The 14,157-nt window shown below is 69.6% G+C and carries 13 protein-coding genes; 4 read left to right on the forward strand and 9 right to left on the reverse strand.

What is annotated here, in order from left to right:
* The first annotated feature begins 46 nt into the window (after nt 1-46).
* On the forward strand, nt 47-1,738 hold the full coding sequence (locus OHA68_RS32155) for an ExeM/NucH family extracellular endonuclease (RefSeq protein ID WP_327103583.1): 1,692 nt from the start codon (nt 47-49) through the stop codon (nt 1,736-1,738).
* A 147-nt stretch (nt 1,739-1,885) separates the two neighbouring features.
* Nucleotides 1,886-2,260 carry a thioredoxin gene (gene trxA / locus OHA68_RS32160; protein ID WP_189140255.1) on the forward strand — a complete coding sequence of 125 codons (375 nt, stop codon included), beginning with the start codon at nt 1,886-1,888 and terminating at the stop codon, nt 2,258-2,260.
* Between the two features lie 57 nt (nt 2,261-2,317).
* Here the strand turns inward: trxA and OHA68_RS32165 are convergent, their stop codons facing one another.
* From OHA68_RS32165 to OHA68_RS32175, 3 genes are all read right to left on the reverse strand, one after another.
* Complete coding sequence (locus OHA68_RS32165; protein WP_327103584.1) at nt 2,318-3,088, reverse strand: SAM-dependent methyltransferase; 771 nt, start codon at nt 3,086-3,088, stop codon at nt 2,318-2,320.
* A gap of 120 nt (nt 3,089-3,208) precedes the next feature.
* Complete coding sequence (locus OHA68_RS32170) at nt 3,209-4,552, reverse strand: class II 3-deoxy-7-phosphoheptulonate synthase (RefSeq protein ID WP_435793638.1); 1,344 nt, start codon at nt 4,550-4,552, stop codon at nt 3,209-3,211.
* Nucleotides 4,549-5,817, reverse strand: a complete 1,269-nt coding sequence (locus OHA68_RS32175) for an FAD-dependent oxidoreductase (protein ID WP_327103585.1) — start codon at nt 5,815-5,817, stop codon at nt 4,549-4,551. Before OHA68_RS32175 ends, OHA68_RS32170 begins: the two co-directional genes overlap by 4 nt.
* A 135-nt stretch (nt 5,818-5,952) precedes the next feature.
* Between OHA68_RS32175 and OHA68_RS32180 the strand changes: the two genes are divergently transcribed.
* Nucleotides 5,953-6,801, forward strand: coding sequence for an anti-sigma factor (locus OHA68_RS32180; RefSeq protein ID WP_327103586.1), 849 nt, complete (start codon nt 5,953-5,955; stop codon nt 6,799-6,801).
* A 175-nt stretch (nt 6,802-6,976) separates the two neighbouring features.
* Complete coding sequence (locus OHA68_RS32185) at nt 6,977-7,330, forward strand: hypothetical protein (RefSeq protein WP_327103587.1); 354 nt, start codon at nt 6,977-6,979, stop codon at nt 7,328-7,330.
* Between the two features lie 14 nt (nt 7,331-7,344).
* Here OHA68_RS32185 and OHA68_RS32190 read toward each other — a convergent pair whose 3' ends face one another.
* The 6 genes from OHA68_RS32190 to OHA68_RS32215 form a co-directional block, all read right to left on the reverse strand.
* Nucleotides 7,345-8,325, reverse strand: a complete 981-nt coding sequence (locus tag OHA68_RS32190) for a phosphotransferase family protein (protein WP_327103588.1) — start codon at nt 8,323-8,325, stop codon at nt 7,345-7,347.
* Nucleotides 8,326-8,365: 40 nt separating this feature from the next.
* Complete coding sequence (locus OHA68_RS32195; protein ID WP_327103589.1) at nt 8,366-9,364, reverse strand: LacI family DNA-binding transcriptional regulator; 999 nt, start codon at nt 9,362-9,364, stop codon at nt 8,366-8,368.
* Entirely contained in the window at nt 9,345-10,757 is a 1,413-nt protein-coding gene (locus OHA68_RS32200) for a GH1 family beta-glucosidase (protein ID WP_327103590.1), read from the reverse strand. Before OHA68_RS32200 ends, OHA68_RS32195 begins: the two co-directional genes overlap by 20 nt.
* Entirely contained in the window at nt 10,754-11,605 is an 852-nt protein-coding gene (locus OHA68_RS32205; protein ID WP_189140263.1) for a carbohydrate ABC transporter permease, read from the reverse strand. The genes OHA68_RS32200 and OHA68_RS32205 overlap by 4 nt, the downstream gene beginning before the upstream one ends.
* A complete protein-coding gene (locus OHA68_RS32210; RefSeq protein ID WP_327103591.1) occupies nt 11,602-12,555 on the reverse strand; it encodes a carbohydrate ABC transporter permease in 954 nt (317 codons plus the stop codon). Before OHA68_RS32210 ends, OHA68_RS32205 begins: the two co-directional genes overlap by 4 nt.
* Before the next feature lie 88 nt (nt 12,556-12,643).
* Complete coding sequence (locus OHA68_RS32215; protein WP_327103592.1) at nt 12,644-13,972, reverse strand: ABC transporter substrate-binding protein; 1,329 nt, start codon at nt 13,970-13,972, stop codon at nt 12,644-12,646.
* Nucleotides 13,973-14,157: the final 185 nt, after the last annotated feature.

The raw sequence follows: 14,157 nt of genomic DNA on the forward strand, positions 1-14,157 counted from the left end.
ATCTATGTAGAAATATGTAAGCGCACCAGGCCTTAAAGTGCCGGTCATGCGCGCTTTACCCCGGACAACTTGTGCCGCGTTCGCCGCGGCCGCCCTCACCGTCACCTTCGCGGTGACTCCCGCCGCGGCAGCGCCCGCCGGCCCCTGTGACACCCCGCCGGACCGGCAGATCGCGGAGGTTCAGGGGAGTGGCGACGCCACCCCGCTCGCCGGCCAGACCGTACGCGTCGAAGGCGTCGTCACCGGCGACTTCCAGCGCGGCGACCAGCTCAGCGGCTTCTTCCTGCAGGACCCGACGCCGGACTCCGACCCGGCGACCTCCGACGGGCTGTTCGCCTTCGCCCGCGACACCCTAAAAGACGTCAAGGTCGGCGACCGGGTCCTCGTCACCGGCCGGGCGACGGAGTTCAACGGGTGGACCGAGCTGTCCCCGGTCACCGCCGTCGACGTGTGCGGCACCGGCTCGGTGGCTCCCCGGAACTACCGGCTGCCCAGCGACCGGCTCGAAGCCGTAGAGAACGTGCTCCTCACCTTCCACCAGGCGCTGACCGTCGGCGACCACTTCAACCTGGGCCGCTTCGGCGAGGTCTCGGTCTCCTCCGGCGGCCGGCTGTTCCAGCCGACCGACCGCCCCGGCGTCGACCCCGCGGCGAACCAGCGGCGCTCGCTGCTCATCGACGACGGCTCCACCAGGCAGAACCCGGCCACCCTGCCGCCGATCGTCCGGGCCGGGGACACGGCCGTCGGCGTCACCGGCGTGCTGGGCTACGGCTTCGACCGCTACCGGCTGCAGCCGACCAAGCCCATCAAGTACCTCGCGACCAACCCGCGACCGCCGCGGCCCTTCCCCGTGGTGGGCAACGTCAAGGTGGCCTCGTTCAACACGCTGAACTGGTTCACCACGCTCGGCTCACGTGGCGCCACCGACGCTGCGGAGCAGCAGCGCCAGCTCGCCAAGCTGGTGGCCGCGCTCAAGGGCGTCAACGCCGACGCGGTCGGGCTCATGGAGGTCGAGAACAACGGCCAGACCGCCCTGCAGGCGCTCGTCGACGCGGTCAACGCCGAGGTCGGCGCGGGTACGTACGCCGCGCTGAGCCACCCCTTCCCCGGCACCGACGCCATCCAGGTGGGCATCATCTACAAGCCGGGCAAGCTGACGCCGGTGGGGGCCGCCCGGTCGTCGCAGGACCCGGTCTTCAGCCGTCCGCCGCTCATCCAGAGCTTCCGCAGGAAGAGCGGCGGCCAGCCGTTCACCATGGTGGTCAACCACCTCAAGTCCAAGGGCTCCTGCCCCGCCAGCGGCCCCGACACCGACCAGGGCGACGGCCAGGGCTGCTGGAACGCCACCCGGGTCCAGCAGACCCAGGCGCTGCTCGGGCTCGTCAAGGACCTGCCCGGCCCGCTGGTGCTCGGCGACCTCAACGCCTACAGCGAGGAGGACCCCATCGACACGCTGGAGGCGGGCGGCATGACGAGCCTCACCAAGAGGTTCGTGCCGGCCCGGCAGCGCTACAGCTACCTGTTCGACGGGCTGGCGGGCGAGCTGGACCACATGTTCGCGGGCAAGCAGCTGCTCAAGCGGGTGACCAGCGCCACGATCTGGCACATCAACGCCGACGAGCCGCGCGTCCTGGACTACGACACCGAGTTCAACCCGCCGGGGCTCTACCGGCCGGACGCCTACCGCTCATCCGACCACGATCCGCTGGTGGTCGGGCTGAGCCTGCCGGGCCGCTGATCCGGCGCTGATCCGGCGCTGATCCGACGGGGCCGGGCCGCTGGGACGCGGCCCGGCCCCGCGCATGGAATGCTGGTGATGGGTACGTGGTTGTCAGGGTTGTCGCAACTACGGAAGACAGCGGACCGACGAAACGAGGAGCCACTTGTGGCGACCATCGAAGTAACTGAGAAGAACTTCAACGACATCGCCGACAAGGGGATCGTCCTGCTCGACTTCTGGGCGGAATGGTGCGGCCCCTGCAAGATGTTCGGCCCGATCTTCGAGAAGGCGTCGGAGGAGAACGACGACATCACCTTCGGCAAGATCGACACCGACCAGGAGCAGGCACTGGCGCAGGGCTTCGACATCAGGTCGATCCCGACGCTCATGGCCATCCGTGACGGCATCGTGGTCTTCTCCCAGCCCGGCGCCATCCCCGCGCCCGCGCTGACCGACCTCATCAGCCAGGTGCGCGCCCTCGACATGGACGAGATCAGGTCCGAGCTCGACAAGGAGCTGAAGAACGCCGAGCAGGACTGAACAAAGAACAGCCCCGCCGGGTTTCCCGGGCGGGGCCGTACTCTTTTCAGGCGATCTTCATAGCTTGCGCCCGACCGCGGCGTAGCCGGGGTTGCTCCTGATGCCGCTCTTGGGCCGCTCGGCGTCCGGCCGCCAGTCCTTCGGATACACCAGGCCCGGCTCCAGCAGCTCGTAGCCGTCGAAGAAGCGCAGGATCTCCTCGTGCGTCCTGAGGTTCAGCGAGGCGGTGGCCTGGTTGTAGACCTCCAGCGCCTCCGGCGTGGTGTCCGGCTTGTCGTCGATGCCGTGGCTGAGGATCAGGTGGCTGCCCGGCGCGCTGGCGTCGCGCAGCTTCGCCACGATGTCGTACGCGCTGTCGTCCGGGATGAAGTGCAAGATGGCCAGCATCATGAACGCCACCGGACGATCGAAGTCGATCATCGGCTCCAGAAGGGTGAGCAACTCCTCCGGCTTCCTGGCGTCCGCCTCCAGGAAGTCCACATTCTGGCCTCTGGCCAGCAAGGCGCGGCCGTGCGTGCACACGACCGGGTCGTAGTCCACGTACACCACACGGGCGCCGCCCGCGATCTCGTGCGTGTTGCCCTGGGTGGGCAGGCCCGCGCCCAGGTCCACGATCTGGTCCACGCCGCTCGCCGTCACCGCCTGCACGGCGCGACGCAGAAAACCACGGTTCTGCTGCGCGGAGTCCCTGGTGTTGGGGAACAGCTTCATGATGCGCTCGGCTGCTTCGCGGTCGGCTGCGAAATTGTCCTTCCCGTCAAGGAAGAAGTCGTACATCCTCGCGACGTTGGGCACGCTCGAGTCGATGCCCTCGGGGGCGCTATCCACCACATACTCCCAAATTTCGGCCTTTACCCGGCGATCATAGGAGATCGCCGGGTTTGCCGGGTGGGAATGCTCCGCTGGACGGCTAACTGTCAGCCGCGGTAAAGGCCGGACGAGTAACTGTCAGCCGCGGTAAAGCTCGGCCACACGGAAGGCCAGGTCCAGCGACTGACCCCGGTTGAGCCGCGGGTCGCAGGCCGTCTCGTAGCGGGTCGCCAGGTCACCCTCGGCGATCTCGTGCCCGCCGCCCACGCACTCCGTCACGTCGTCGCCGGTGAACTCGATGTGGATGCCGCCCGGGTGCGTGCCGAGCGAACGGTGCACCTCGAAGAAGCCCGCCACCTCGTCGAGCACGTCGTCGAGCCGCCGCGTCTTGTGCCCGCTCGGCGCCTCGAAGGTGTTGCCGTGCATCGGGTCGCAGATCCAGGCGATCTGCGCGCCGGAGGCGGTGACCTCCTTGACCAGGCTCGGCAGCAGCTCGCGGATCTTGGAAGCGCCCATCCGGGTGATGAACGTCAGCCGCCCCGGCACGTTGTCCGGGTTGAGCTTGTCGATCAGCGCGAGCGCCTCGTCGGGGGTGGTGGTCGGGCCGAGCTTGACGCCGATCGGGTTGCGGATGCGGGAGAAGAACTCCACGTGCGCCCCGTCGAGCTGGCGGGTGCGCTCGCCGATCCACACCATGTGCGCCGACACGTCGTACGGCAGGCCGGTGCGGGAGTCGACGCGGGTGAGCGCCTGGTCGTAGTCGAGGATCAGCGCCTCGTGCGAGGAGTAGTACTCCACCGAGTGGAACTCCTCGGGGTCCGCCCCGCACGCCCGCATGAACGCCAGCGCCTGGTCGATCTCCCTGGCGAGCTGCTCGTAACGGCGGCCGGCGGGCGACTCGGCGACGAAGTCCTGGTTCCAGGCGTGCACCTGGCGCAGGTCGGCGTAGCCGCCCTTGGTGAAGGCCCGCGCCAGGTTGAGCGTCACGGCGGAGGAGTGGTAGGCCTTGAGCAGCCGCGCCGGGTCGGGGATGCGCGACTCGGGGGTGAAGTCGAAGCCGTTGACCATGTCGCCCCGGTAGGCGGGCAGCTCGATGCCGGCGCGCGTCTCGGTGTTCTTGGAGCGCGGCTTGGCGAACTGCCCGGCCAGGCGGCCGATCTTCACCACGGGCACCTTGCCGGCGTAGGTGAGGACGATCGCCATCTGCAGCAGGGTCTTGAGCTTGTTGCGCACGTTGTCGGCGGTCGCCCCGGCGAACGTCTCGGCGCAGTCACCGCCCTGCAGCACGAACGCCTCGCCCCGGACGACGGCCGCCAGCTGGTCCTTGAGCTGGTCGCACTCTCCGGCGAAGACCAGCGGGGGCAGGCCGCCGAGCTCGGCGACGACCTTATCGAGCTCCGCGCGGTCGGGCCAGTCAGGTTGCTGGGCCGCGGGGAGGGCTCGCCAGGAATCGAGGTTCAGCGAATTGCTCAGTGCGCTCACGACATACGAGGGTATTCCACTGGCTCCTCAGCACCGACCGCAATGTCCACGTTGTGAGAAGGCCGTCCCGCCAGCGGCGCGACGGTCACGTGCTCCGGCCTGACGCCAAGGCCGATGAACCGGCGGGTCACGCGGTTGAGCAGCGGGACGCGGGCCAGGTCAGGCCGGAAGCGCGGCGGTGTGAACTGTTTCTTCAGCGCGGGGCGGATGAGCCTGTTCTGCACCAGCCGCTGGGCCGCCTGCGTCACCCTGGTCGGCGGCATGCGGCGCTTCTGCAGCAGGTGGAGCGTGGACTCCGGGATGGGGGCGCCGGAGCGCAGCGAGCCCGCCAGCAGGTTGGCCGTCGCCACCGCGTCCTGCACCGCCAGGTTGATGCCGACGCCGAAGACCGGCGACATGGCGTGCGCCGCGTCGCCGATGCACAGGAAGCCGGGCCGATGCCAGCGGCGCAGCCGGTTCAGCGCGACCGTGAGCATGCTGATGTCGTCGTAGCCGCGGATCTGCCCGACCCTGTCGCCGAGGAAGGGCAGCAGCCTCGACACCGGCCCCCGCAACGCCTCGATGCCCTGGCTCCGCAGCCGGTCGAAGCCGCCTTTGGGGATCGCGTAGGCGAGTTGCCAGTAGCTCTCGCGGTTGATCGCGACCATCAGGTGGCCGCTGGAGACGCGCAGGAACGTCTCCTCCGGATCGGTGTCCACGCGCGGCACCCGGAACCACAGCACGTCCATCGGCGCGCCGAGCTCCTCCGGCACCAGCCCCGCGCGCTCGCGCAGCACCGAGCCGCGGCCGTCGGCGGCGACGGTCAGGTCCGCCCTGAGCTCGTGCTCGCCGGAGGCGTCCCGGTAGCGCAGCCCGCGCACGACGCCGCCCTCGCGGATGAGGTCGTACGCCTCCGCCTCCATCAGGAGACGGAAGGTGGGGTAGGTGGCGGCCTTGGCCGTGATGAGGTCGAGGAAGTCCCACTGGGGGACGAACGCGATGTAGTTGTACGGACCCGGCAGTGGCCGCAGGCTCGACAGCCGCATCGGCCCCGCGTCGGTCAGCAGACTGAGCTCGTACGCCTTGCGATGCGGAAGTTTCAGGAAGTCGTCGGCCAGGCCGAGCTCGTCGAGCACCTGCAGCGTCGACGGGTGGATCGTGTCACCTCTGAAGTCACGCAGGAAGTCCGCGTGCTTCTCCAGCAGCGTCACCTCGACGCCACTCCTGGCCAGAACGAGGGCGAGCATGGCGCCCGCCGGGCCGCCGCCCGCGATTACGCATGTCATAATTCATCACCTGATGAGATTGTGTCATCTCCCACGGAAATTGCAAGTACCGCATCCGGAGCGCTCCGAACACCGAATCACCAGCGAAAGCCCCCGCTCGCCAGAGCGGTCAGGGCCAGCGGACCTGGGAGCGCCATGGACGACGAGCTCCACCCCTTCGCCGGAGCCCACACCCCGGACGAGCCCCACCCCTTCGCCGGAGCCCGTGCCCCGGACGATCCCCACCGTCTCACCGGGGCCCATGCTCCGGACGATCCCCACCGTCTCACCGGGGCCCATGCTCCGGACGAGCTCCACGCCCTTGCCGGGGCCTACGCCGTGCACGCCCTGCCGTCGGCCGACATCGTCCCCTATGAGGAGCACCTATCGGCCTGCCCCGTATGCCGGGCCGAGGTGCGCCGGCTGCGGGAGGGCGCCGCCCGGCTCGCTCTCACCGCTGCCACCGCCCCGCCCACGACCCTCCGCCCTCGCGTCCTGGCCACCGCCCACCTGGTGCGGCCGCCCCGCGAGCGCCGTAGGTGGCGGGTAAAGGCGGTGACCGGGCTCGCGGCGGTGGCGATGGCGGCGGCGGCCGTGCTGGGGGTCCTGGCCTTCGACGCCCGCCGGGACCTGGGAGAGCTGCGGGCGCGAGACGCGGCCGTCGCCGAGGTGCTGGCCGCGCCCGACGCGCGGACGGTGCGGCAGCCGGTGACGGCGGGCGGCACCGCCGTCCTCGTGGTCTCCCGCGACCAGGGCCGCCTGCTCGTCACCGCGTCCGGCCTGCCCGAGCTCCCGGCGGCCGGCGTCTACCAGGTGTGGCTGATGGGCCCGGACGGCCCACGCCCGGCGGGGCGCCTCGACCGGCGCGCGGACGGCCTGTCCACCCCCGTGCTGGCCCGGCCGCGCACGGACGACGCGCACGTCGGCCTCACGATCGAGCCCTCCAGCGGCTCCGACCTGCCGACCACCCAGCCCATCCTGCTCGCCGAGTTGCCCAGAGCATGAGCGCCCTGTCGGCCTGTGAGGCTCCACAGTGCCTGTTTTTCTCACTTCGCGGTAAGGGGACGAGGTGCTCCGGTTGCCGGGCTACGGTGGCCAGGAGTGGCCCGGCGAGCGCACCTGATCGGTGGCACGGCCCACGGTTCGAGGCCCCGTGCCGCCCTCTCACGATGGAGGATCCATGAGATACCGAGGACCGCTTCCGAAGCGAACGGTCAGGCGGGTCAACGCCTGCGTGGGCGCACTGCGCATGTCCCCTCGATGGGGCCCGCTGGTCAGCCGGCAGCTGACGGTCATCACCTACACCGGCCGACGCTCCGGCCGTACCTTCAGCACCCCCGTCGGCTACCGGCGCGCGGCCGGCGTCGTCACGATCGGCGTCCGCCTGCCCGACGCCAAGAAGTGGTGGCACAACTTCACCGGCGAGGGCGGCCCGATCTTCCTCCACCTGGACGGGACCGACCAGGCGGGGCACGCGGTCGCCCGGCGTGATGAGAAGGGCCGCGTCACCGTCACCGTGCGCCTGGACGGGTGACCAGGACGGCCCTGCTAGCCGGCCGGCATGAGGCGGTCCAGCACGCCGGTGAGTGAGGCGATGGACCGATCGCGGATCCGCGCGTACTCCGCCTCCGGATACTGCCGGGGCCCGTTCTCCACCAGCAGGATCAGGTAGAGGTAGGCGTGGTAGAGGTCGAGCCGGACCCGCGCGGCCGGGGTGAGCTCCATCGGCGTCACCTCGCGATAGCCCGCCAGCAGCGGATCGTCCTCGCGCAACTCGCCGAAGAGGGTCGGCGTGGCGAACTCGGCCAGCGGGTCGCCCCAGAAGGCCCGCTCGTGGTCGATGATCGCCTGGATCCGCGGCGTCCCCGTCAGGTCCAGGAACACGTTGCCCGGCCAGATGTCGAAGTGGACCAGGTGCGGGGTGGTCACCTCGTCCAGCGCGGGCGCGGCCGCCGCCAGCACGGCGCGGATCCGCGCCGCCGGCGCCGGCAGCGGCGTGGGGTACCGCACGGTGTCGGCGAGCAGCGCGTCCACCATGGCGAGGTACGCCTGCCGCCACGTGGAGCCGGTGATCCCCGCGTGCGGATAGCCGAACACCTCGCCGGTCACCGTGTTGAGCCGGGCCAGGAGCCGGCCCAGCTCGCGGCGCAACCCGTCCTCGCCGTCGGGCCGGACGGTGTTCCAGGGCACGCCGTCCAGCACGCCGAGCATCAGGTAGTCGCCGCCGAGCACCGGATCGTCGAACCCGGCGCACAGCAGCCTGGCGACCGGCACCCCCGCGCCGGCCGCCAGCTCGTAGGCCGACGCCTCCATCCGCAGCAGGTTGCGCTCGTAGGAGAGCTGGTCCAGCTCGGGCGGCGGCGACAGCTTGCACACCACCTCGCGGCCGTCGTCCAGCCGCAGCCGCCAGACCGCGTTGGCGAAGCCGTCGGTCAGCTCGGTGTGCTCGGCCACCCCGGCGCCGAGGGCGCGCCGGGCCAGTGCGTCGAGCTCGGCGGGGGATAAGCGACGTTTCGTCCTGCTGTCCACGGAACTTGATTGTGGGGCCAGGTGCTGCCGAACGTCCAGGTCACGCCGACTCGCGGTGCACCAGATGGGTGTCGAGGATCATCACCGGCTGGCGCAGCTCCTCGCCGTGGATCCGGGCCACCAGCAGCAGCGCCATCTGCCGGCCCATCGCCTCGGTCGGCTGGTGGACCGTCGTCAGCGGCGGATCGGCGTGCAGCGCCGCCTTCGAGTCGTCGAAGCCGATCACCGCCACGTCCTCGGGGATCGCCCGGCCCGCCGCCTTGAGCACCCGCATCGCGCCCAGCGCCATCGGGTCGGAGGCGGCGAACACCGCGTCGAGGCCGGGGTGCGCGGCCAGCAGCTCGCTCATCGCCGCCGCGCCGCTCTCCTCGGAGAAGTCGCCGTAGGCCACCAGCTCGGGCAGGCCGCTGGGCAGCACCGCGTCGCGGTAGCCGGCCAGCCGGTCCACGCCCACGCCCATGTCCTGCGGCCCGGCGATGACGGCGATCTTCGAACGGCCGAGGCCCAGCAGGTGCTTGACCGCCTGCCGGGCGCCGGCCCTGTTGTCCATGTCCACATAGCTGTAGGGGGTGAGGCCGATGGGCCTGCCACCGAGCACGGTCGGCACGCCCATCGCCTCCAGCCTGCGCGGCAGCGGGTCGGCGCCGTGCAGCGACAGCAGCAGCACGCCGTCGACGTGCTGCCCCGTCAGGTAGTGCTCCAGCCTGACGTGCTCCTCGGGAGAGCGCGCCATGGCCAGGATCAGCTGCAGGCCCGTCTCGGTGAGGGCCGAGCCGATGCCCCGGATGGTGCCGGCGAAATAAGGCTCGTCGAACACCCGGAACTCCGACTCCGACACCACCAGGGCGACGGTGTCGGTGCGCCGGGTGACCAGCGCCCGCGCCGCCCGGTTGGGCACGTAACCAAGCTCCTGGATCGCCTCCTGCACGGCCTCGCGGGCCCGGTCGCTCACATTCGGCGAGCCGTTGATGACTCTCGACACGGTGCCCCGGCCCACGCCGGCCCGAGCTGCCACGGCCTCAAGAGTCGGTCGGTTCATGGCGCCTATTCTGCCGGATGATCTCGGCGTACCAGAGCGCGCTGTCCTTCAGCAGGCGTCGCTGGGTCTCGTAGTCGACGTGCACGAGTCCGAAGCGCTTGCCGTAGCCCCAGGCCCACTCGAAGTTGTCCATCAGCGACCAGGCGAAGTAGCCCTCCAGCGGCACCCCGGAATCGATCGCCTCCCTGCAGACGCGCAGGTGGGCCTCAAAGTACGCGCGCCGCTCGGCGTCGTGCACCCGCTCGCCCTCCAGGACGTCGTCGAAGGCGGCGCCGTTCTCCGAGATCACCAGCGCGACCGGCGGATAGTCGCGCGCCACCCGCCGCAGCACCTCCAGCAGGCCGCTCTCGTCGATCTCCCAGCCCATCGAGGTGACCGGCCGGCCGGCGTTGACGAACGACACATGCTCGCTGCCGATCCACGGCGAGGCCGTCTCGACCGGCGCCGCCGCCGCGGAGGCCCTGCCGCCACCGGCCGCGCCGGAGACGGTGAAGCGGCTGTAGTAGTTCACCAGCAGCAGGTCGATCGGCGCGTTGATGGTCTTCAGATCGCCGTCCTCGACGAAGGACAGGTCCATCGCCAGGTCGTCGAGCACGTCCTGCGGATAGCGGCCGGTCAGCAGGGCATCCAGGAAGAACCGGTTCTGCAGCCCGTCGATCCGGCGCGCCGCGTCCAGGTCCTCCTCGCTCGAACCGGCGGGGGTGATCGCGTACAGGTTGACGCAGCCCCCCACCCGCCGCGCGTCCATGGCCTGCACGGCCAGGCCGTGGGCGAGGTTCAGGTGGTGCGCGGCCCGGATCGCGTTCTCGGGCTCGCGGCGTCCCGGAGCATGCTCGCCCGAGGCGTAACCCAGAAAGGCCGCGCACCACGGCTCATTGACGGTGCTCCACGTGTGCACCCTGTCGTGCAGCGCCTCGTGCACCACCGCCGCGTAGTCGGCGAAGCGCAGCGCGGTGTCCCTGTTGGGCCAGCCGCCGGCGTCCTCCAGCGCCTGCGGCAGATCCCAGTGGTAGAGGGTCAGCCACGGGTCGATGCCGTGCGCGAGGAGCTCGTCGGTGAGACGCTTGTAGAAGTCGAGCCCCTTCTGATTGATCTGCCCGGACCCGTCCGGCTGGACGCGCGGCCAGGACACCGAGAAGCGGTAGGCGCTCAGCCCCAGGTCCGCCATGATCCGGACGTCGTCGCGGTAACGGTGGTAGTGGTCGATGGTCACGTCCGCGTGCTCACCGCCGACCACTCTGCCGGGGGTCTTGGTGAAGGTGTCCCAGATGGAGGTGCCGCGGCCGTCGGCCGTCACCGCCCCTTCGATCTGGTACGCCGAAGTGGCCGCACCCCAGGAGAACCCGGTAGGGAAGCGTAGCTGGGAGCGAGTTCGCTCCTCCTGAGTCGTCACGCCTTGACCGCACCTTCCATCAGTCCGCCGACGATCTGGCGGCCGAACAGGACGAAGACCACGAACAGTGGGATGACCGAGGCGGCGGTGCCGGTGTACAGCATCACGTAGTCGGTGCCGTGGGCCTGGTTGAGCGCCGCGATCGACGTCTGCACCACCGGGTTCTCCGGCAGCAGCACGATCAGCGGCCACATGAACTCGTTCCACGTCTGCATGAACACCAGCAGGGCGAGCACCGCCATGCCGGGCCGCAGCGCGGGCAGGATGACCATCCGGTAGATGCCCATCGTGGTGGCGCCGTCGACCCTGGCCGCCTCCACCAGCTCGTCGGGCACCGCCTGCGAGGCGTACTGCGTCATCATGAACACGCCGAACCCGTTGACCAGGAACGGCAGGATCACCGCCTGCAGCTGGCCGGTCCAGCCGAGTGTCACCATGAGCTCGTACAACGGCACGACGCCCATCTGCTGCAGCGGCACCATCATGGTGACCAGGATCAGGCCCAGCATGATCTTGGAGCCGCGGAAGCGGAGCTTGGCGAAGGCGAAGCCGGCCAGCGTCGAGATGAGCACCACCGACACGGTGACCGTCACCGACACGATCGCCGAGTTGATCAGCCCCGTGACGAAGTACGCGTCCTCGGTCGCCAGCAGCCGCCGGACGTTCTCGCCGAGCTGACCGCCGGGCAGCAGCGGCGGCGGTACGTCGAGGGCCTCCTCGTTGCTCCGGGTGGCCATGATGAACATGTAGTAGATGGGGAACGCCGACAGCAGCAGTGCCAGCGCCAGCACGACCTTTGTGAGAGCCCCTGCGTCCCACATGCGGTTTCCGGACTGGACGGTCGTCATCGCGAACCCCCGATTCGGCGGGTGAACCAGTAGTTGGCCGCGGTCCCGATCAGGATCAGGACGAACAGCAGCCAGGCCGCCGCCGAGGCGTAGCCCATCTCGTAGTTGCGGAAGGCGGCCTCGACCACGAACATCGCCACCGTCTGGTACTGGCCGGTGGTGCCGCCTGTCATCTGCGGATTGCCCTCGAACATCACCGGTTCGGTGAAGAGCGTCAGGCCGCCGATGGTGGAGATGAAGACGACGAACACGATGGTGGGCCGCAGCATCGGGATCGTGATCTTCCAGAACTGGGTGCGCGCCGACGCGCCGTCGAGCGCCGCCGCCTCATAGAGGTCCTTGGGGATCGTCTGTATGGCGGCCAGCAGGATGATGGCGTTGTAGCCGGTCCACCGCCAGTCGATCATCGTGGCGATCGCGATCCAGGACGACCACTTCTCGTTCTGCCAGGCGATCGGTTCGACGCCCACCAGGCCGAGCATCCAGTTGAACAGGCCGTAGTCGCGGGCGAAGAGCCCGCTGAAGATGACCGCCACCGCCACGACCGAGGTCACCAGCGGCAGCAGCACGCCCAGGCGCAGCAGCAGCCGGCCGCGCAGCCGCTTGTTGAGCGCGTTGGCCAGCAGCAGCGCCAGCACGATCTGGGGGATGGTCGACAGGACGAAGATGCCGACCGTGTTGAACACCGCGTTCCAGAACTCGGCGTCCACGATGAGCTCGGTGTAGTTCGCCAGGCCGGTGAAGCTCTTGTCCCCCGCCAGCTCCCAGTCGTGCAGGGAGAGCCAGAGCGTGTAGCCGAGCGGGAAGAGCCCGAAGATGGCGAAGAGCAGGAAATATGGTGACACCAGGAGGTAGGGCACACCCCTGAGGTCGAAGCGGGCCATCCGCCGCTGCGGCGGTGTCCGCTTCCTGTGCGCCTGCCGCGGGGCGGGCGCCAACTGAACAGTCATGGAAGCCTTTCGAGCCAGGTCGGGAGGAGGTGGCGCCCGCCCAGGGGGGAAGAGGGAGGCGCCACCCGTTCCAGAGGGCGGCGAGGGGTCAGCCCGCTGCCTTGACGCCCGCGGCCGTGAACTTGGACCAGGCCTCTTCGTAGCTCACCGCGCCCTGGTCCATGCCTTCGAGCACCTTCTCCACCGACGTCTTCACCTGAGCGTGCTTCTCGCCCAGGAACACCGGCTGCAGGTCCTTCACCGAGGCGGAGAAGATCTCACCGGTCGGCACGTCGTTGAAGTACTCGTTCTTCAGCCCGGCGACCTCAGGGTCCTGCTGGGCGGGGAGGGAGCTCGGGAAGGCGCCCGCCTCCTTGAAGGCCGCGATGTGGCCGTCCTTGCCGGTGAGGTAGTTCAGCACCTCGGCGGCTTCCTTGGGGTGCTTGGTCTGCTTGGGCACGGCCAGCCAGGAGCCGCCCCAGTTACCGGTGCCGCCCGGCACCGCCGCCACGTCCCAGTTGCCCTTGTTGCTCTCACCGGCCGCGCCGGAGATGACGCCGAGCATCCACGCCGGGCAGCCCATGGTGGCGAAGCCGCCGCCCTTGATGGCCTTGGTCCACGGCGGGGTGAAGGCCTGCAGCTTGGCGGTCAGCCCTTCCTTGCTGAAGCGCTGCACCCAGTCGAAGGACGTCTTGACCGCCGGGTTGGTCTCGAGGACGAGCTGGTTGCTCTTGTCGAAGTAGGAGACGTTGCCGTTCTTCGGCGCCTCCTGCGCGAGGATCACGTTGTAGATGGTGTTGGGGCCGTCCATCCACTTGGCGTCCTTGGTCGCCGCCTGGAACTTCTTGCCCGCTTCGAGGTAGGCGTTCCAGTCCGGCCACAGCTTGGCGACCTCTTCGCGGTCGGTGGGCAGGCCGGCCTTCTCGAACAGGTCCTTGCGGTAGCACATCGTCATGCCGCCGATGTCGGTGCCGAGCGCGAACAGCTTGCCGTCGGCGTTGACGCCCGTCTCCCACTTGGCGGCGGGGAAGTCGGCCTTGCGGTCCTGCAGGCCGTGCTCGCCGAGGTCGGTGAAGAACTGCGGGCGGGCGGCCAGCAGGCCCATCGCGCCCTCGTCGATGCCGACGACGTCGCCGGCGCCGCTGCCGGCCTGCAGGCGCTGCAGCAGCTGCGGCAGGTAGACGTCCTCGAACCTGTCGGTCAGGTTGGAGTACTTGATCTGAATGTTCGGGTGCTCGGCGTTCCACTTCTCGACGGCCGCGTCGTAGCCGAAGTTCTCGCCGGCGCCGAAGGTGTGCACGTTGATCGTGACCGGCTCGGCTGCCGCCGTCGCACCGGCCGGGGACGCCGGCGTCGCGTCGCCCCCGCAGGCGGCCGTCACGGCGGCCAGTGCGGTGACCAGGACACCGGTCACGACGGAGCGCTTGTGGTTCGTCATTCCGTACCCCTTTTGGGTGTGGATCGTGGGAGGTGAGATCGCGACAGTCCCGCGAGTGGAGGTCTTTGGGAGCGCTCCCACAAGAGTGCCCGTACGGCGTGCGGGCGTCAACGTGCCGAAACTCAACCGTTACCTATGGGGTAGTTTGACCTCCCAGAAAAGGATTTTTCAGGCTATAGAGCCTA

It is taken from the genome of Nonomuraea glycinis (genome assembly GCF_035920485.1).
Lineage (GTDB): Bacteria > Actinomycetota > Actinomycetes > Streptosporangiales > Streptosporangiaceae > Nonomuraea > Nonomuraea glycinis.